This is a genomic window from Fischerella major NIES-592 (genome assembly GCF_001904645.1).
In the GTDB taxonomy this organism is placed as follows: domain Bacteria; phylum Cyanobacteriota; class Cyanobacteriia; order Cyanobacteriales; family Nostocaceae; genus Fischerella; species Fischerella thermalis.
This window is the reverse complement of record NZ_MRCA01000002.1, coordinates 513,818-533,488: the sequence shown is the minus strand read 5'-3', so window position 1 is coordinate 533,488 and position 19,671 is coordinate 513,818. Positions and strand designations below refer to the sequence as shown.

The 19,671-nt window shown below is 41.8% G+C and carries 18 protein-coding genes; 8 read left to right on the top strand and 10 right to left on the bottom strand.

Going from position 1 to position 19,671, the window contains the following annotated elements; all coding sequences use genetic code 11:
- Positions 1-150: 150 nt before the first annotated feature.
- Complete coding sequence (gene rlmD / locus NIES592_RS06255) at positions 151-1,524, bottom strand: 23S rRNA (uracil(1939)-C(5))-methyltransferase RlmD (protein ID WP_073555218.1); 1,374 nt, start codon at positions 1,522-1,524, stop codon at positions 151-153.
- Between the two features lie 212 nt (positions 1,525-1,736).
- On the opposite strand from rlmD, the gene NIES592_RS06250 reads away from it, so the two are divergent.
- Complete coding sequence (locus NIES592_RS06250) at positions 1,737-2,222, top strand: allophycocyanin subunit alpha-B (protein ID WP_009457489.1); 486 nt, start codon at positions 1,737-1,739, stop codon at positions 2,220-2,222.
- 283 nt (positions 2,223-2,505) lie between these two features.
- The gene (gene larE, locus NIES592_RS06245) at positions 2,506-3,312 is read left to right on the top strand and encodes an ATP-dependent sacrificial sulfur transferase LarE (RefSeq protein WP_073555217.1); all 807 of its coding nucleotides are present in this window, start codon (positions 2,506-2,508) and stop codon (positions 3,310-3,312) included.
- Here the strand turns inward: larE and NIES592_RS06240 are convergent.
- The 6 genes from NIES592_RS06240 to NIES592_RS06215 all read right to left on the bottom strand — a co-directional run bounded on the left by NIES592_RS06240 (position 3,304) and on the right by NIES592_RS06215 (position 11,542).
- The gene (locus tag NIES592_RS06240) at positions 3,304-4,638 is read right to left on the bottom strand and encodes a DUF58 domain-containing protein (protein ID WP_073555216.1); all 1,335 of its coding nucleotides are present in this window, start codon (positions 4,636-4,638) and stop codon (positions 3,304-3,306) included. The two genes, larE and NIES592_RS06240, sit on opposite strands and share 9 nt — an antisense overlap.
- A 51-nt stretch (positions 4,639-4,689) precedes the next feature.
- Entirely contained in the window at positions 4,690-5,640 is a 951-nt protein-coding gene (locus NIES592_RS06235) for an AAA family ATPase (protein WP_073555215.1), read from the bottom strand.
- Positions 5,641-6,197: 557 nt separating this feature from the next.
- Positions 6,198-7,295: a DUF4350 domain-containing protein gene (locus NIES592_RS06230; RefSeq protein ID WP_073555214.1), complete on the bottom strand. Its 1,098-nt coding sequence runs from the start codon at positions 7,293-7,295 to the stop codon at positions 6,198-6,200.
- Positions 7,296-7,301: 6 nt separating this feature from the next.
- Positions 7,302-7,904, bottom strand: coding sequence for a DUF4129 domain-containing protein (locus tag NIES592_RS06225; protein WP_073555213.1), 603 nt, complete (start codon positions 7,902-7,904; stop codon positions 7,302-7,304).
- 108 nt (positions 7,905-8,012) lie between these two features.
- Entirely contained in the window at positions 8,013-8,456 is a 444-nt protein-coding gene (locus NIES592_RS06220) for a hypothetical protein (RefSeq protein WP_016869059.1), read from the bottom strand.
- Positions 8,457-8,539: 83 nt separating this feature from the next.
- Positions 8,540-11,542 carry a valine--tRNA ligase gene (locus NIES592_RS06215; RefSeq protein ID WP_073555212.1) on the bottom strand — a complete coding sequence of 1,001 codons (3,003 nt, stop codon included), beginning with the start codon at positions 11,540-11,542 and terminating at the stop codon, positions 8,540-8,542.
- Positions 11,543-11,604: 62 nt separating this feature from the next.
- Between NIES592_RS06215 and NIES592_RS06210 the strand changes: the two genes are divergently transcribed.
- From NIES592_RS06210 to NIES592_RS06185, 6 genes are all read left to right on the top strand, one after another.
- Positions 11,605-12,045, top strand: coding sequence for a GxxExxY protein (locus NIES592_RS06210; protein ID WP_073555211.1), 441 nt, complete (start codon positions 11,605-11,607; stop codon positions 12,043-12,045).
- Positions 12,046-12,155: 110 nt separating this feature from the next.
- Positions 12,156-12,452 carry a hypothetical protein gene (locus NIES592_RS06205; RefSeq protein ID WP_062243664.1) on the top strand — a complete coding sequence of 99 codons (297 nt, stop codon included), beginning with the start codon at positions 12,156-12,158 and terminating at the stop codon, positions 12,450-12,452.
- Positions 12,453-12,465: 13 nt separating this feature from the next.
- Positions 12,466-13,725 carry a glutathionylspermidine synthase family protein gene (locus NIES592_RS06200; protein ID WP_062250405.1) on the top strand — a complete coding sequence of 420 codons (1,260 nt, stop codon included), beginning with the start codon at positions 12,466-12,468 and terminating at the stop codon, positions 13,723-13,725.
- 230 nt (positions 13,726-13,955) lie between these two features.
- A complete protein-coding gene (locus NIES592_RS06195; protein WP_009457465.1) occupies positions 13,956-14,336 on the top strand; it encodes a hypothetical protein in 381 nt (126 codons plus the stop codon).
- A 125-nt stretch (positions 14,337-14,461) separates the two neighbouring features.
- Complete coding sequence (locus NIES592_RS06190) at positions 14,462-14,956, top strand: hypothetical protein (protein WP_073555210.1); 495 nt, start codon at positions 14,462-14,464, stop codon at positions 14,954-14,956.
- A gap of 87 nt (positions 14,957-15,043) precedes the next feature.
- Positions 15,044-15,823 (top strand): photosystem II S4 domain protein, encoded by a 780-nt coding sequence (locus NIES592_RS06185; protein ID WP_073555209.1) that lies wholly within the window; start codon positions 15,044-15,046, stop codon positions 15,821-15,823.
- A gap of 65 nt (positions 15,824-15,888) precedes the next feature.
- Here NIES592_RS06185 and NIES592_RS06180 read toward each other — a convergent pair whose 3' ends face one another.
- The 3 genes from NIES592_RS06180 to NIES592_RS06170 form a co-directional block, all read right to left on the bottom strand.
- The gene (locus NIES592_RS06180) at positions 15,889-16,665 is read right to left on the bottom strand and encodes an SDR family NAD(P)-dependent oxidoreductase (RefSeq protein ID WP_062243655.1); all 777 of its coding nucleotides are present in this window, start codon (positions 16,663-16,665) and stop codon (positions 15,889-15,891) included.
- A gap of 386 nt (positions 16,666-17,051) precedes the next feature.
- Entirely contained in the window at positions 17,052-17,315 is a 264-nt protein-coding gene (locus NIES592_RS06175; protein ID WP_062243652.1) for a hypothetical protein, read from the bottom strand.
- A 241-nt stretch (positions 17,316-17,556) separates the two neighbouring features.
- The gene (locus NIES592_RS06170; RefSeq protein ID WP_062243650.1) at positions 17,557-19,152 is read right to left on the bottom strand and encodes a mechanosensitive ion channel family protein; all 1,596 of its coding nucleotides are present in this window, start codon (positions 19,150-19,152) and stop codon (positions 17,557-17,559) included.
- Positions 19,153-19,671 lie beyond the last annotated feature (519 nt).

Here is a 19,671-nt window from a genome sequence, read left to right as displayed (position 1 = left end):
CCCAATTCATATCTGAGAGTAGCCCATGCAACTTCTATTTTTTGCACAATTAGAATTATATTTTTAGCTTAATTCAAGTTTAGCATTTTTACTATCAGTTAGACTACAAATTTTCAATTTGAGTTTTTTAAAAGAACCATATATTTTTGTTTAACGCAACTGTGATCGCACAAGAAAGGCTGCTGCTTCTACATGGGCAGTTTGAGGGAAAAAATCTGCTGGTTGTACACGTGTAAGAGTGTATACACCTTTTTCGCAAAGTAGTTTCAAATCGCGTGCCAGAGTTGCTACTTTACAGCTGACATAAACGATACGTTCTGGTTGAAATGTTAATAGAGTTTCGATTACTTGGCGATCGCATCCTTTGCGCGGTGGATCTAGCAAAACAATATCCGGTTTAATTTCCAGTTGGGGCAGTAATTTTTCCACTGCACCCGTCATAAAAGTCACATTATGAATTTGATTGTTTTGAGCATTGCAAATCGCCTGTTCTACTGCCTCTGGTTGTATTTCCAACCCAATCGCTTGGTGAACTTGTTTTGCTAGGGGTAAGGTTAACGTACCGATACCGCAATAGGCATCAAGTAGCACCTCTGTTCCTCTTAAATCCAGTTCTGATTGAATAACCTGTAACAATGTCTCCGTTGTCTCCGTGGAAACCTGGAAAAATGTGTCTGGACGCACCTGAAATTCTAACCCAGCAAATTCTTCTCGCAGATAATCAGCACCAACGATACAAAGAGTTTCACTGCCAAAAATAGTATTTGTGCGTTTAGGGTTATAGTTTAAACAAACTCCTACTAAAGTAGGATAGCGATTTAACCATTCCTGTGCTTGCTCTTTTATGCCTGGTAAATTCCAATCTTTCACAACTAAAGTCAATAATATTTCTCCTGTCCGCCGACCGATGCGTAACCCAAGATGACGTATTGTTCCTGTGTGGTCTTTTTCGTTATAAATTGCCCAATTTCGCTTTTGAATATCTTGTTTAATTTCTGCCAATAAAGAATTTAATCGTGGATCTTGGACTGGACATTGATTTAAATTAATTAATTGATGGCTACCTTTTTGGTAGTAGCCTGCTTGGACATTTCCAGTTGCAGATACACCCATAGGATAAGTGGCTTTATTGCGATAACCTAGAGGTGAAGCAGCCCTTAAAACCAAATCTACAGGTGGTTGGACAAAACCACCAATACGTTCTAAAGCTTGAAGAACTTGATTGCGTTTCGCTTCTAGTTGATATTCATAATCTATATGTTGCCACTGACAACCACCACATTTATCAGCAACTATGCAGCTTGGTCGAATGCGGTGAGTTGAGGGTTGTAATACTTGTTTAAGCTTGGCGTGAGCATAATTAGGCTTGACGTGTACTAGACGGACAATAGCGCGATCGCCTGGTACAGTATCTGGTACAAACACCACCCGTTCATGCGATCGTCCTACACCATAGCCTGTATCAGTTGTGTCTGTGATCTGAACTTCTATTAATTCACCTTGTTTCCAAAAAGAATTTGTCATTTGTCAATAAGTTGTTGATTGTTGGTAGTTAGTAGTTTAGTAGTTAGTAGTTAGTAGTTAGTGGTAATTCCTCTACTCCTCATACTCCTCATACTCCTCATACTCCTCATACTCCTCATACTCCTCATACTCCCCCCATCTCCCAGTCCCCCTTCACTTGTGTCCACAAGACTCGTTAAACTAGCAAATAATAAATCTCGTGATTCAATATCATGACTGTAGTAAGCCAAGTTATTCTCAAAGCCGACGACGAACTGCGTTATCCCAGCAGTGGTGAACTCAAAAGTATCAAAGAGTTTTTGCAAACTGGCGAACAGCGGGTACGCATTGCTAGTACCCTAGCTGAAAATGAAAAAAAGATTGTTCAGGAAGCTACCAAACAGCTTTGGCAAAAGCGTCCTGATTTTATCTCGCCAGGAGGTAATGCCTACGGAGAACGTCAACGTGCTTTATGTATCCGTGATTTTGGCTGGTATTTACGCCTAATTACTTATGGCGTACTTGCTGGCGACAAAGAACCAATCGAAAAAATTGGTTTGATTGGTGTGCGAGAAATGTACAATTCTTTGGGTGTTCCTGTACCTGGAATGGTAGAAGCCATCAACTGCTTGAAAAAAGCGTCCCTTGATTTACTCAATGCAGACGATTCTGCTGAAGCAGCACCTTACTTTGATTACATCATTCAAGCGATGTCTTAATCATAAGTCAGTACCCACACTGTCTCAAGGTGTAGTTTCACTTGAGCTTGTCTAAGTGCAAAATAGCACTTGAAATTGATCATTATTTCTTAATACCATCATACTCCCCACACTTGCTAGTGGCTCTGGCGAAATCTCTGTCAAGTTACCAACCAGTTGTGGGGATATTTTATTTTGGGGTTGGTAATGGAATGGGTAATGGCTAATGGGTAATTAACCACTAACCAATAACCACTATCCACTAACTACAATGTAAATTATGGGGTTTTGGCTAGGTTAGAAAATGATGCTGGTGGAAAAACTTGAGCAACTTAAAGCTATATTCGCCCAGATGAACCAAGCGTTAATTGCTTACTCTGGTGGTGTTGATAGTACTTTGGTTGCTAAGGTTGCTTATGATGTCTTGGGCGATCGCGCTTTGGCAGTGACAGCTGTTTCGCCGAGTCTGTTACCTGAAGAATTGGAAGATGCTAAAATTCAAGCAGCAACGATTGGGATTCCCCATCAAATCATCGCTACACACGAGATGGAAAATCCTAATTACACTTCTAACCCAGTTAACCGTTGTTATTTCTGCAAAAGTGAATTGCATGATACCCTCAAACCTTTAGCTGGAGAAATGGGTTATTCCTACGTAGTAGATGGGGTGAATGCTGATGATTTGCATGATTATCGCCCAGGAATTCAGGCGGCTAAAGAGAGAGGTGCGCGATCGCCTCTAGCAGAAGTTGGGATTACCAAAGCCGAAGTGCGGCAAATTTCCCAACAACTTGGTTTACCTTGGTGGGATAAACCCGCCCAACCTTGTTTAAGTTCTCGTTTTCCTTATGGCGAAGAAATTACTGTAGCGAAATTACAACGTGTAGGTAGGGCAGAAATTTTTCTGCGTAAGTTAGGATGGCAGAATTTACGCGTTCGTTCGGAAGGCGATACTGCTAGGATTGAATTACCGCCAGAAAAAATCAAAGATTTTGTCTTAAGCACAGATTTAAACACAGTTGTCACCAAATTTCAAGAGTTTGGTTTTATTTACGTAACTCTAGATTTAGAAGGTTATAGCAGTGGCAAATTAAATCGGGTTTTAAAGTAAATTCCGCGCTTTGAGTTGCAAATATCTATCTACTAGTTGTTCTGTAATTTGATTGGCGGGTGCGTCGAGTACTAACACACCTTTTTGCTTGAGTTGGGCAAATGCTACTTGGCGCTGTGCTAATAAGTCTAGAGCAACTGCGCGGGTGTAAGCATTTTTTACTCCTTCAAAGTCTGCTGTCGGGAAAATATGCGCCAGACGATCTACTTGGGGATCGCGTAAAGTGACAGCAAAGGATAGATAGCGGGGTGTAAGTCTGGAAAGGGCAGCCAACAGTTCCGCAGAGGCTGTATTATCAACTATATCGGTGATGACTACAATTAAGGCTCTACGAGTTTGTTGTTGGACAACATGAGTTACCGCACCCATGTAATCTGACTCTAGTAGCACTGGTTGAATTGGAGTCAAGCGATCAATGAGAGCTCCTAAATGATTTTGTCCCCTCTCTGGTGCAATCCATGTATGTATCTGGCGATCAAATACACCTACTCCGACGCGATCGCCTCGATGTAATCCTGCTAAAGCTAAAGATAAAGTCGCATTTAAACCCCAGTCAAACCGTCGCAAACGCTGGACTTTTGCTGTCATCAATCTTCCCCGATCCAGCAAAATCAACAAAGTTTGCTCTTGTTCTGGTTCTAATACCCTGACTAATGGCGGTGTATTTCCATAACCAACCCGCCGCGCCGTTGCTTTCCAGTCAATCAACCGCAAATCATCACCCGTACGATAGTTTCGCAATTCTGCAAACTCCGTGCCAATTCCCAACTGGCGAAACTGACGCATAGCACCAGAAGATTGCAATGTCAAGCGAATAGAAAGCGATCGCAATCCGACTAAATCTGGATAAACCCAAACTTTCAGACTTTGGGGAATCTTGCGATCATCCCAGGCTAAACCCCAAGCACCGAGTTGTCTGACTTGGATATCTCCCCAAGAAAATTCCCCGCGTTGGGTTGGGTGGGCTGTATAAGTTAATTCCTCAGTAGTTTGACTCGGAATCGCAGCCTGCAATGTTGGTGTAGATACGCCAAACTCACTTGGGTAATAGTCGCGAATTTGAATGATTGCTTTAGCTTTTCCCGAAGTAACTCGCAATACTACCAAATTATCCCGTCCTACAGACAAGCGCGGTAGTAATTCCCGTGACACCTGCACTCGCTGACGACGAACTAACAAACCATCCACAACCATAGATGCCAAAACTACGGCATCATATAGCAAAGTTATGGTGATGCTGGCACGAATACCAAAAAAGATCGCTAAACTAGAAGCGATCGCAATTCCTAAAATTAAAAGTAAATAAACTCGTTTTGAGGGAATCATATTTTCAAGGGTGAAGGATGAAGGATGAAGGGTGAAATTTTTCTTCATCCTTCATCTTGGTACTGGTACTTTATTTAAAATTGAAGCGATCGCAGCATCAATTTGCAAACCATCTAATAGTGCTTCTGGTTTCAAAAGCAAACGATGACGCAACAGTGGAGTTGCAACCGTTTTGACATCATCGGGAGTAACAAAATCCCTACCTGCTAAATACGCCGTTGCTTGTGCTGTCACAAACCAAGAAGTAGCAGCGCGGGGTGATGCACCCAAAGCTAAATCTGGGTGCTGTCGCGAGGTTCTTACCACTGCTAAGAGATAATCTATGATTGCCTCAGACACTTGCACTTGTTTGACTTCTTGTCGCGCCTGTAAAATTTCTGCCACATTCGCCACTGGTTTGAGGCTAGCAATATCCAAGCGTCGTGCTGCAAACCCCGCCTGTCGATTTAGTAAAATTTGTTTTTCTGCTACTTCATCAGGGTAATCTACTACCAGCTTGAATAAAAATCTGTCTAGTTGTGCTTCTGGTAAAGGATACGTACCCTCAAACTCCAAAGGGTTTTGTGTAGCAATTACCCAAAATAAATCTGGGAGTGGTAAACTTTCACCATCCAGCGTTACCTGCATTTCTTCCATTGCTTCTAGTAGCGCCGCCTGGGTTTTGGGGGGAGTGCGGTTAATTTCGTCTGCTAACAGCACTTCAGTAAATACTGGTCCCTTTTTCAGGGTAAAACTGCGACTATTTAAGTCAAAAATATTAGTACCAGTAATATCTGCGGGTAAAACATCCGGCGTCAGTTGGATACGACGGAACTCTGCTTGGATGATCTGTGCTAAAACTTTTACCACAAGTGTTTTACCAGTTCCTGGTACACCTTCCAAAATTACGTGTCCACCTGCTAGCAGTGCGATGAGTAGCTGTTGTACAATACTAGATTGTCCGACAATAACTCGGTTTAAAGCTTGACTTAGGCGATGAAATACAGAATGGGTTTCGCTCATTTTTTGAATTGTTAGTTGTTAGTGGTTAGTAGTTAGTGGTTGTACTAGACACGTCATGGTACGTCTCTACATTGGTTAGTGGTAATATAGACTAACCAACTACCAACCAAAACTATTAACCAACCTTTATAGTCATTTTTTTAGTTAATCCACAGTTATCGAATTTAAGCAACAAATTATATAGCGGTTTGCAATTAGGTGGGAAAAGCGACCACCGATGCACACAGATACACACCGATCAAGCAGTATACCCTATTGTTAAGCAAACAAAGACCAACACATAACATAAATACCTACGGGTAATCTATCAGTGTCTATCTGTGTACCCTACGGGAAGCCGCCCTTGGGGGCGTCTGCATCCGTGTGCATCGGTGTTCGATGTCTCTAAACCTCAATTTACTTCTAATGTGAATTGAAGAAGCAACATTAAGGTTGTTTGGCAATTGTCCAGAGTTTGATTTGATTAACGAACACAGATGAACACAGATGAACACCGATAGATTATTTGTATCGCTGCTCTAGAAACTAACGATTAATTCATCAGACGTAATTCATAATTAAGTATTGTTTTTAACTCTCCTTAGGGTTTGCCACTTTCCTAACCAACTAATCAACTCTCGTTCACTCATGCGACGCTTTTGAGATTTTTGCAAAGCAGCATCAAGTTCCGTCGTTGCAGTACCGATTTGTTGCTGCCAAGTCTTGACTAAAGTTTGTCTATCGAGTATCTCTGAGCCTAAACCTAAATTTTTTTGCAGTTGTAACTGCTCTTCTTTGCCGATCATTTGTACCAAAAAATCGGTGGATTGAGTCTTATGCAGTACTCCTGCTAGTGCTTGAATATAAGCTTCGCTATTATCTAGTTCTGGTGTCTCCAAAGCTACAGGCTTACCAAAGCGGCGATTTTGCGCCCAAATTAACACGAATAATAAGATACATACCTGAATAAATGCTGCCAGTAATGGGGTTTTAGCTAAATAACTAAACAAATCCCCTTCCCCTTGACTTTTTCTAACTTCGGGATCTTTATAACCGTGAATATACTCATCCACAAACAATAAGTTGTTTTTTTGACTGACTAAGCTTGCTAAATACTGGAAATTACTGAGATAATCTTGGTAGGCATTGGCGGCTAAATAGGGAGTAGTAGAAAAAATTATTTTGCCTTTACCGCGCCTTTGTTCCCAAACAACAGCACCAAAGCGATCGCCTAAAGATATTTTTTCCTGATCAGATATAGATGCCAATCGTCGTCGTGTTTCAATTTTGATATCGCCAAAGGGCGAATTTTGCATGGTGCTAAAGTTGGCTGCTGTTACCCGTTGGCGCACACCTAAAACTACTAGAGTATTACCAGCTTCCACCCATTCTCTTTCTTGGGATAATAGAACCGGGTGGTTTAGTTGGCTGTAAATTTGCAACAGTGTTACAGGACGTTTTTCTTTCTTTAATTCATCAAAAGGCTTTTGCCAGCGCTGGATTGTGATTCCACGGTCTTGCATAAAAGCATACCAGGCTCCGTAGCCATCGGGAGCAAGACCATAAGTAGAGCCACTGTTAATTTTGCTATTACTGGGAGCAGCAATGATGGTTAGTAAAATTAATACTGCAATAGCGATCGTACCCAGCCAGATTAGGCGATTTGAAGGTTTCATCTAATACTATTCTTGAAAGATTTCCCGATATGCTTGCTGACAATGCTCGTAATTTTCAGCAAGCATCTCAGCATCACTAAAGCATAACTGCTCATGAGTGGTAATGAGAGTTTCATAGGGCTGGATTTGGGGACATGACAAGCGCAAAAGTTGTAAATACTCGCCATCGGTACGGCTTTTTTTATGGGGTAGAATACCTTTTTCGTGCAAGTGCTGTAACATCGCTAAGTAAAGATAGCGACAAGCGTCACGATAGTTACCCTGACGGTAAAATTCCTGCGATCGCATCAATAATTTTGCTGCTGACAATTCAATATTTGCTGTTTGGGAAGCAGAGTCAGAACCTTTAACCCCAGCTAGTCTCGAATATAAGTAAGGACTAAATTCTCGCCACAACCACCAAACTAGCCAAACCACAAATACACCGACTCCCAACCACAACAAAAACTTTAATAACGAGATAAACCAAGAATCTATCGACCAACCAGAAGGCAATTCTGGTAGTGTAGGATGAAGACGAGACCACTGGTATTCCAGCCACTCTCCAATTTGTTGCTGAAATTGAGAACTCTGCCAACCTAAACTTGTTTTTTCAAATTCTGTAGTCATTTGTCAATGGTCAATTGTCAATTGTCATTTTTTAGTAGTTAGTGGTTATTCCTTACTCCCCCCACTCCCCACACTTCCCCTACTCCCCCCATCTCCCATCCCCAATCCCTATTCTCCTGGATTATCACCTTTGTTGACCAGGTTTTTTTCTCGTTTGAGACTTTCTTCGAGGGCTTGAATTTGTTCTCGACGTGCTTCTAATTCTAGAGTACGCCGTGCTAAGTCTTGGTTTTGCAAAGTAAGACTTTGTCGCCACTGTTCAGCGCGTTCTGCTTCTTGGCGCAAGAAATCTGGAGTAATACCAGTGGTGAGGTAAGTACCTATCAAATCCAGTACCCAGTTAGTAGCTTCTTCTATTCTTTCTATATCGCCTGTGGGGGAAAGCTCAACTAAAACCAGCAATTTTTCCGTCAGAGTTTTTCCCTTTCCCAGGAGAATAAAAGCTTCTTCTGGGATTCTCACCCATATATTTTGAGCTTCCTGACGTGCTAATAAATGTAACTGGAACTGGTCTAAAAATTCGTTTTTGTGTACTTGGGCTAGATATAACATGACTTTAGAAAAATTATGAATTATGAATTATGAATTATGAATGATCAGAAATTTCATAATTTATAATTCATAATTCTTTATTGTTATGCTAGCTGACGCAAGCGATCGCGCAAAATTTCAGCTTGTTTTTGGGCTTCTGCTAAGGCGTCTCGTGTTTCCCTTACCACATTTGGCGGGGCTTGTTCTACAAACTTAGGATTACTTAATCTACCACTGAGGGATTTAATCTCTCCTTCCAACTTTGTTAGGCGCTTTTGCAGTTTGGCGACATAAGCATCTATATCTACCACGCCAGCGAGGGGTAGTAGAACTTGTACCGTACCAACCACACCTGCGATCGCTTTTTCTGGTGCTTGTGGTTGTGGTGATACTTCCGATGATGCCATTTGCTCAGCACTTGGTTTGAACAATTGTTGCCAGAACTTTTGTCGAGCCTCAGCAGATAGTATATTTTGGCCAACAAACCACGTAGCATAACCAAAACCTATCACTTCAAACAAACTTCCCAGCAAAGGAATATCATCAACTGCATCAGCGATCGCTAAACCAAGTCGGAAAAAGTAGATTAACGCAATAGTTACAGCAATATTCTCCCAACCAATCCGGGGTTTTTCTGTTGGTTGCTGACTTTCACCACCAGTAATTGTTAAATTCTCAACCTTCGCCAAATCTTGAATATAAGATTGTCCGGCGGTGAGAATTTGCCTTTCCTTCTTACTGTCAGTTTGCAAGTTGACATTTACCCTTGCTCCTGGTTTTACATCTGCTTCGGCGCGCAAGTTGCGGATTGTGCGGATTGTAGCAATCAACAGTTCAAACTGTTCTTCTAATTCAGAATCAATGAAAATTGTCTGTGCTTCTGGATACAATTGCCGAGATAAACTTTGCTTAGTCTCTGCTCCTTGTTGAGTGAGAGTGTGCCAAATTTCTTCTGTAATATGAGGCATAAAAGGACTAAGCAGTTTCAAAATCCCTTCCAGCACGTATGCCAAAGTTTGTTGTGCTACCCGTCGTGATATCGCATCAGCATTCTTTTGCAGGCGAGATTTGACGAGTTCAATATACCAGTCGCAAAAATCACCCCAGATGAACTCATACAAACTCTTAGCAGCTTCACCCAGCCCGTAATTATCCAGATAATTGCGGGTTTGCTGCACAACACGATGGTAACGCGAAAGAATCCAGCGATCGCTTAACTCTGTGGGATTTGGTTCTCCTAACTGCTGCGGCGTCTGTCCATCCAAATTCATCATCACAAACCGCGCCGCGTTCCACAGCTTATTGGCAAAATTGCGGGACGCTTCCACCGACGGCGACTCATCGGTCTTACGGTTGTAGTCCATGCGGATATCTTGACCCGCGCCAGCTACTTCCTTAATCAGCGTGTAGCGCAGGGCATCCGTACCGTACTTCTCAATCAAAATCAACGGGTCAATACCATTACCCTTAGTCTTAGACTGCTTTTGACCATTTTCATCCAACACCAACCCGTGGATGTAAACATCCTTAAACGGCATTTGCCCAGTAAAATGTCCTGCCATCATCGTCATTCTGGCAACCCAGAAAAAGATAATGTCGAAGCCGGTCACCAAAGTACTAGTAGGGTAATAAGTCGCTAAATCCGGTGTTTGTTCCGGCCATCCCAAAGTGGAAAACGGCCAAAGTCCAGAAGAAAACCAAGTATCCAGTACATCTGGATCCTGTTCTATCTTGACATCCTCTCCAAATTGTGCTAATAAATTTTCCCGTGCTTCTGCCTCATTCCGTGCCACCACAAACGGCGTGTTCTCAGTAATCTCACCGCCCGTTTCACTCACAGCGTACCAAGCCGGAATTTGGTGTCCCCACCACAATTGCCGTGAAATACACCAATCCTTCAACTTCACCAACCAATCACGATAAACCTTCGTCCAGCGTTGAGGTACAAACCGGGGGGAATTTTTCTCATCCAGGAATTCCAGCGCCCGGTCTGCCAGTGGGCGAATTTTGACAAACCACTGGGTTGACAGCAAAGGTTCCACAGGCACTTTACCACGCTCACTATAAGGAACCGAATGCTTATAATCTTCCACCTTCACCAGAAAACCATCTGCTTCTAGACGAGCAACCACATTCTTTCTGGCAACAAAGCGGTCTTGTCCTTGAAACTCGCCGGCATTCTCATTCAGAGAGCCGTCCTTATTCATAATATTGATAAACGGCAGACTGTGACGCTTGCCCATTTCAAAATCATTCGGATCATGGGCAGGAGTCACCTTCACACAACCAGTTCCGAAAGTCGGGTCAACCAACTCATCGCCAATAATCGGAATTTCCCGATTCATAATTGGCAGCGTGATAGTCTTCCCAATCAAATGCTGATAACGTTCATCATTGGGATTCACCGCCACCGCCGTATCACCCAGCATGGTTTCTGGTCGAGTCGTCGCCACCTCCACATAACCAGAACCATCACTCAACGGATAACGCAAGTGCCAAAGATGACCATCAACCTCTTTCGCATCTACTTCCAAATCAGAAACAGCTGATTGTGACTCTGGACACCAGTTAACTAAATACTTACCACGATAAATAAGCCCTTCTTCGTAGAGACGGTTAAAAGCTTCCAAAACAGCTTTGGTTAAACCTGCATCCAGGGTAAAGCGTTCCCGCGACCAATCTACAGATACACCCAAACGTCGCAGTTGGTTGACAATTGTCCCCCCAGATTGCCTCTTCCACTGCCAAGCCCGTTCTAGAAACTGCTCGCGTCCTAATTCATAGCGAGTTTTGCCCTCTACCTTGAGTTGCTTTTCCAGCATTGTATGGACGGCGATACTAGCGTGGTCAGTTCCGGGCAGATAGAGAGCATTATCTCCTTTCATGCGGTGATAGCGCACGAGGGTATCAATCAAACTATTGTCAAAAGCGTGACCCATATGCAGGCTACCGGTGACGTTGGGCGGTGGGATGACGATGCAGTAAGGTTCACCGCCTGCGTGGGGATCGGCTTTGTAGGTTTGATTTTCTTCCCAAAATTTTTGCCATTTGGCTTCGGTGGTAAAGGGATCGTATCGATCAGGGAGATTAGTAATTGTTGCGGTCATGCTGGGAAAACTAAGTGCGGAACGACTTTAATAAATTTTGCCACAGGGTTGGAGTGTGTTTTATGGAAATGAACCGCGAAGGCGCGAAGTACGCGAAGGAAGAAGAAAGAAGGATGAAGGAGTTGGGTGATGAGATAGAACGTTTAGCTTATGCAGTAATTGGTGCAGCGATTGAGGTGCATCGGTTATTAGGACCGGGGTTTTTGGAGTCGGTGTATCACCAAGCTTTAAGGTTTGAGTTTGAGATGCGGGGGATACCTCACAAGTTTAAGCACCCTGTAGCAGTTAAATATAAAAATCATCAAGTTGGCGAGGGCGAATTAGATTTTCTCGTTGGTGATCTCCTCATCGTTGAACTGAAAGCTGTGGAAAGGTTAGCCCCCATTCACGAAGCACAAGTCATCTCTTACTTAAAAATGACTAAACACCCTCTCGGTCTACTCATCAACTTTAACGTTCCCCTCCTGAAAGAAGGTATAAAACGCATCATCATTTCTTCTTAACTCTTCCTTCGCGCACTTTGCGCCTTCGCGGTTCATTAAAAAATAACACCATAAAGCGAAATCTACCCCCAACCCTTGTATTTATTTATTGATCAATTTCTATTCAGACCATGAAACTGAAACCTAGCTTATTCCAACTCATCATTGTCTTAATGACGGTATCACTACTGGCTTCCTGTACCACAAGCTCAAATACAAATCAGTCATACTGCAACAATCCGCAACAATCTGCACAGCAAGCTGATGACTGTGATGATGACTCTGGTGGCTATAGCAGCAGTCGCCATCGTTCTAGCACTTACAGAAGTAAGTCTGGTACTTCCACGAGAAAGAGCAATTCTAGCAGTTCTAAAGTAGGGCGTGGTGGTTTTGGTAGTTTCGGTAGTGGTAGTCGGGTGAGTGGATAAAGTGAGTAGTGCGATGAATATTTTTGATTGTCCCCAACGCGATCGCTTGTTTGGCTCGATGAAAATGGGTTGGTATAATGTTTGCCCAATTGATGAAACAACAGGTATGCTGTTGACTGAGCAAGCAAGTCCTTATGCTCTTTACCATTGTCAGCAAGTTTCGCCGCAAACTATTAGGGAAATTAAGCAAGCTTCGGAAGTTGTTGGTTGTGTACTGATGCAAGCTTGGTCGGTGATTCGCAATCTTGATGAGGAAGCGTTACTTTATTATGGTTTTCCCCAAGAAAGTATCAGGTTGGTGAAGTATGATGCGCTTGCACCTTTTTGTATGCGTCTTGATTGGTGCTGGAATGAACAAACTGGTGTGAAGAAGGTTGTGGAAACTAATCCCCAAACGCCGAGTTTCTGGTTTGAATGTACGGTGGGGAATCATAGAGTTGCGGAACATTTTGGCTTGCGATCGCCTGATGTAAATGCTCACGATACGCTCAAGTTTACACTCAATCAGCATATAAAAAGGGCAGCAGTATTTTTAGATAAACCGTTGGAGGAATGTGAAGTTGTTTTTACTACTTTAAATAATGCGGAGGATTTAGGAACGATGCAATGGTTAAGTAGCCATGTGCATCGAAGTACTATTATGCCGCTGGAATTTTTGCGGATTCAAGATGGTAAATGTTTATTTGACCAAAGAACTGGCAAATCTATAGATATATTATTTATGTGGTATCCGCTAGAATGGGCAATCCATGATACTGATGAAAATGGCGAAAGATTATGGCCGGCTTTGGAAAAGTTGATTTTGGAAAGAAAGGTTGTGATTGTGAATTTTGGTTCGGCTTTTGCACTGCAACCAAAGAGTGTATTTGCTTTAATTTATGATTTGGGATTGGATTTTTTTAGTGGTAAAGATGCAGAGACAATTTTTGAATATTTCCCTAAGACGTCATTGAATAAAAATGATATCAGGGATTCCTATTTTGCTAAACCAATTTTAGGTAGGGAAGGTGAGGGTGGATTTGCTGTCAATTCTGGAAGAATAACTGCAAAAAGTACCAGTAATAATCCATGGTACACGGAACAAGCTTATGTTTATCAAGAGTTATTAGAGTTTCCCAAGGTAGAAATTGTTGGACAATCTATGACTGCTGTTTGGGGTGCTTGGTTATATAACAATGGCTATGACAAGTTTATCGCTGGTGGTTTAGGAATGCGCGTTTCTGAGGGAGAAATTACAGATAATATCGCCTATTGGTGTCCGGTTGGGTGTTAATCTGTAGTATTAACTGTTCCTGGTATGATTTCTGTGCTATTTATTTATTCAAAGGAAGAAAAAATAGTATAGTATTTTAGGTGTGGGAAGCGATCGCATTCTTCGTTCCATATTGTTTTACAATCTCAGATTCAAAATAATATGAGTTTATGTTTTAGGAATAGATGGTGCTAGCAGTATGACATAACTGAGTGGTCGTTCAGTCCCTCGGCTAAGAACAAAGTATAATTATGACAAAAGTCACAGCGCAAGAAATAGCACAGTTTCGCTCTCAGTTAGCAGAAAACTCCACGGTGATGGAAGCATTAGATGTCATTGAGGATTGTGATGGTGATTTGGAAGATGCAACAATGACACTAGCCATTCGAGCCGGACAACAGCCAGAAACAGGTAACTCAGAGTGGTTGGACGCTTTGGCGAAAAAGTGGCGTGCTGTAATTTGCGAACAAGAATTTCGTGAGGACTTGCTTCAAGGTTCAGTCCAAGGGATGATGACACAGTTAAAAACAATATCCACGTTTCCGCAAATTTTAGCAACACCAGTTTTGATGTATGTCCTCAAACAAGGTGTTAATACTTTTTGTGAACCACTAGATGAAGTGTTAGAGTAAGGGTCATTGTTGTTTGTTATTTGTTGTTTGTTCCAATCAACCACCGACTGCTAAGCACTAACTAATCAGTACTGATACCCTGTTAATTAGGGCAAATTTTACTTGAGACAACTGTTGTTATATCAATGAATTACCTGATTGCCGTATTAGCAGACCGTATTCAAGCCGAAGCAGCTTACTTAGCCTTAGAAAAAGAAGGCATAAAAGGTACTATTCTCGGTAAGGGTTACAAAAGCGCCGATGAATTTGGCTTAATTGACCCCAAAGAAGTTGCTCAAAAGCAAGCAAGACTGATGGCTTTTTGGCTAATACCTTTTGGATTTTTTGCAGGAGCTACTTTTAACATTATTACAGGGTTAGATACCTTTGCCTGGGCGGGTGAAATCGGCAATCATGTTGTTGCAGGGTTGCTGGGAGCTGCGAGTGGGGCTTTAGGGAGTGTATTTGTTGGTGGAGGAATAGGTCTAATTGCTGGTAGTGGCGACGCTTTACCTTACCGCAATCGCTTGAATGAAGGTAAATACTTGATAGTGGTGCAAGGTTCAGATAGTGTTCACCGTCAAGCAACTGGGATTTTACGTCAGTTTGAGCCTGAAAATATTCAAGGTTATAAAGAGTAGTTTTAGTTGTTTGTTGTTTAGAAAAATAACCAACTATCAACTACCAACTATCAACCACCAACGACCAACCACCAAAAGAATGAAATAATGCTACCAAGGGAAGAACTTTTAAAAGGTATTGAAAATAGAGATACTGTTGCTCGTGTAATTGATCAAGCTGAGCAAGCGATTAAAACTTGGGAAGTAGTTTTGACTGATTTTCTTTCTCCCCCAGAGTTGGCAGAAATTCAACGGTTATTTAGTCGGTTAACTGAGGTGCAGTTATTAGCGTGGGGAGGATACCCGCAAGCAGAACGTCAAAGAATGGCGATCGCACGCTCGGAATTTCCTTTAGATTTATCTCAAGTTGCGATCGCAGCGTTAGATATTGCTGGAAATTTTCTGTTTGATACTGCGACTCACCGCGACTTTTTAGGCGCAATGTTGGGAACTGGTATTATCCGCGAAAAGACGGGGGATATTATTGTTTTAGGTGAACGGGGAGCGCAGGCGATTGTTGTACCGGAATTGGTAGAATTTTTGGAAATGAACCTCAAGCAGGTACGTTCAGTTCCTGTCAAAACTCAACGCATTGATTTAAGCGAGTTAAAAGTACGAGAACCGAAGAAAAAAGAATTAACTACTGTCGAAGCTTCTTTAAGATTAGATGCGATCGCCTCAGCTGGGTTTGGCATGTCCCGCAGTAAAATGGTGGAGTTAATTGATGGTGGTGATGTACGCGTCAATTGGAAAGAAATCACTCAAGCTAATTCTCAAGTCAAAACAGGGGATTTAATTGCCATTCGCGGTAAAGGACGTTTAGAAGTTGGAGACATTGCTGTTACAAAAAAAGACAGATATCGCGTGCAATTGACTCGTTATATGTAGTTGTTGGTTTGTAGTTGGTTGTTGTTTGGAAGAATCAACAATCAACTACCAACACTTTTAAACTTTTAAGCTTTAAACTGCTTTTCCAAAATATTTAGCAAAGTCTCACGTGGAACTACACTAGCTACTTTGGTAATCAAGTGAGTCGAAAATCCGCCAATTACAACAGTAGAATCTCCTTTTTCCAAAGCCTTAAGAGTTTCCTTTACCACTTCTTCTGAACTTGATAATTGAGTATTTTTACTTACAATTGCTGGCGGAAATTTTGCTTCTGTAAAAAAGTTTGTTTCCGTCGGGCCTGGACAACAAACTAAAATGCGAATGCCATATTGACGATTTTCTGCCCACAATGCTTCACTAAAATGACGCACAAAAGCTTTACTAGCAGAATAAACAGAAAGATATGGTATCGGTTGAAATGCAGCTATAGAAGAAATATTAATGATGCTACCTGAACGTCGTTGTCGCATCAGTGGTAAAAATTTATGGGTTAAATCTACTAATGTCAAAACATTTAATTCTACCATTTTAATTTGCCGTTCTTCATCTGTTTCGGCAAAGTCTCCGTAATCTCCAAAACCGGCATTGTTAATTAGTAAATCAATTGTCAATGCTTTTTCTTTGGTAAACTCAAAGACAGTATTAGTAGCACCTGGTTCTGTCAGATCTTTAGCTATTACATCAACTTGAATTTGATATTTTTGGTTTAATTGGTTGGCTAGTTCGTTTAATTTATCTTCTGAACGAGCAACAAGAACAAGATTATGATTTTGTGCGGCTAACTCCTCAGCAAAGGCTCTGCCAATACCACTGGAGGCTCCTGTAATTAAAGCAGTCGGCATTTTAAATGAAACGATAAATTTTAATTATTTTATATATATTAACAATACTTGCTTGATATTGAACCTGCCCAGAGTCATAAGCCGAAAAACTCAAAAGCAGGCTGCTCACAGTAACAAGAAAATCCTCGTATCCTTAGTATTCTAGATACAATCCCTACCTAACTCTCAGCATACTTAGATCTTGCACCTACTTTTTCCTCCACCAACAAATAAATTTCCAGAGTATTGAGCTCAAGTAATATCAAATTCGGCTAATTGCTTACAATATTATGCTTCGCTGTTGATCATCCGGCATTGGAAAATTATCAGTATCTTAATTACCCATTACCCATTACCAGGCTACGGGACAGTATAAGTTAAGTATAGGTAGTGTAGTTCAATTATGACTATGCTACTTCCCTTAGTTGTGGCTTTTCGTTGACGTCTGAAACATTCAAGGATAATTGTTCGGTCTGAACTACAGTAGCTTGTTCTAAAACTTTTACTTCGATATTTACACTCACCAAATAGCTACCTGTGTCAGCGCCAACAGCTTCAGCCACTAGTTTGGCAAGATCTGGACGCTTGGCTGTCAGTGGATCACGTAGAATACATCGATCCCAGTCATGTTTAGCTGTTGGATTGAGGCTGAGAATATAGTGCTTAATCATATGGCAAATCCTTGATCCATCTCCAGAAGTCTGTCTAGTTGGAGAAAACGGGAAAGGGAAAAGGTAAGGGGATTTAAAATCCTTCCCCCTTTGTCCTTTCCACATTTGACTGAGTGAATCCTTTTCTATTATAGTACATAAGTACTATAAATTGGTTATCAGTTATCAAATTCTATGACTCACTGTTAAATGATTTCTAACCATTAGCAACCAACCACCAACAACCAACAATCAACCACTACTACTGATGACCATTGACTTTTGACTGTTGATCTCTGACTCTTGAATCTGGACTAACTAACAGTTGAGCATCATTTACCCAGATGGCTTGTTGGGGGACAGGAATAAAAATTCCGGCATGATCAAAGGCGATTTTGAGACGGCGGCGAAACTCTCGCGCGACATCCCATTGCTTGAGTGGCTGAGTTTTGATCCAGACACGAATTAATAAACCGCGATCGCCAAAGTTATCTATCCCCAAAACCTGGGGTGTTTCGACAATTTGATGTTGCCATTTGGGGTCTTCATCCATTTCTATGGCGACTTTCTTAATTAAATTCAAAGCCTCATCAATATCAGTTTTGTAGTCAACCGGAACAGTTAAATCAGCGCGTGACCAACGACTCGAGAGGTTAGCGACGATTTTAATTTCACTGTTAGGAATGGTGATCAAGCGTCCTTCTGCATCTCGAACTTGAGTCATCCGCAGATTCAGATTTTCTACTAAACCTCCTACAGTCCCCACAGAAATGACATCACCTAAAGCGTACTGGTCTTCTAGGATGATCAAAAAGCCGTTAATCGCATCTTTAATCAAGTTTTGGGAAGCAAGAGATACAGCCACACCAACTAAACCAGCACCGGCTAACAAAGGAACAACGTCTATACCTAAAGCCAGCAGCGCACATAGAATACCCACCCCCACGCAGACAATAGTAACTATACTTTTTGTTACACCAGAAATCGTAGAAACTCGTAGTTGTAGACGTTCAGAAGTTTCTGGAGTCAGTAAAGCACTACTACTAACAAAAGCAGAGGTGAAACGATCAATAAGTAAATAGCTCAAACGCACCGATACATAAGTTCCAATTGCTACAGCACCTAAGATCACAGGAAACTGTAAACCGAGGAAAATTCCTAACTGGAGCGATCGCGTATGGGGAAACAAACCCAGGATAAATAATGCTCCGCCTGCCCAAATACCTACTTGGCCGATCTGATACAACCGTTTTGTGACTTCTTGGATATGGCGTTGTTGCTGTTGATTTAGCTGTGTTGTAATTGGTCTAGCTGTTGGTGAAGCGGTAGAAGCTAGTTGCTGTTGGATAAAAGTCCTTTGTGAGCGGTTTTTCCAACGAGTCAGTCCCCAACTAATGGCAAGGATACTTAGTCCACATCCAACAGCAATTGCACCCTGACGGACTAAAAACTCTGGTTCTCGCTCTTGTTTTGCCTGTTCTAGTTGTTCTCGTAAGCTTTGGGAGATTTGATTTGCTAATGTCCAAGCATCTACTTGTCGTAGTCTTGCATCTTGGTCAGTAATAGTCATTAACTGTCGGTTGTTGACATAAATTACTGGCAATCCGTTTTCGGTCTTAACTTGCACATCCAGTTTTGCATGTGGATTTTGAAAGTATTCTTGACTAATTTGATTGATATTTTCCTGGATATTCTCTAAACGCTCCGTAAAGTTCGCTCTTGGTGCAGTGATCTGAAATAAACGCTTACCATCCAAATAAACCCAGCCTGTAACTGTTCTGCTATCCGATTCACTAGTCCGCAAATTCGGGGGTTGCAGGTTGGGTATAAAGGGAATCTGCGCTGTAGCTTGTGGCATTACTCCAACAGTAACGACTATTGAAGAGAAAGCGATCGTCGCTACGAATCGAGAGCGCAATGGATACCTCCTTTATCAGTAAACAGTGAACAGTGTAGACGCGCTCATAGGCTTCCCGTAGGGTACAGTAAACAGTAATCAGTAATCAGTGAGTAATTTAATTTGATAACTGATAACTGATAGCTGATAACTGATCACTGATTAAATCCATACTGCCAAATCTATTTCAGTGATTATACCTGTCTACAGTTGAGTATTTACCCCTATTTACTTTAGAGGAAGTTTATTCTTTTTTCAAAATTATTTTTGTTCTACGCAAGCTCAACGGCTGAAAAGGAACAGGGAAAGGTAATGAGGACAAAGGGAATTAGTTACTAGTTACTATATTATTCTCCTCACACTCCACCCTTACCTTAAGCCGCGCAAAGCCCGTCTACACACTCCACGCCACTCCCCACCTCCCCATCGCTGTTGCCTATTTTCACAAAAATTCTGGTTGAATTCGGTAGTCTTGGAATA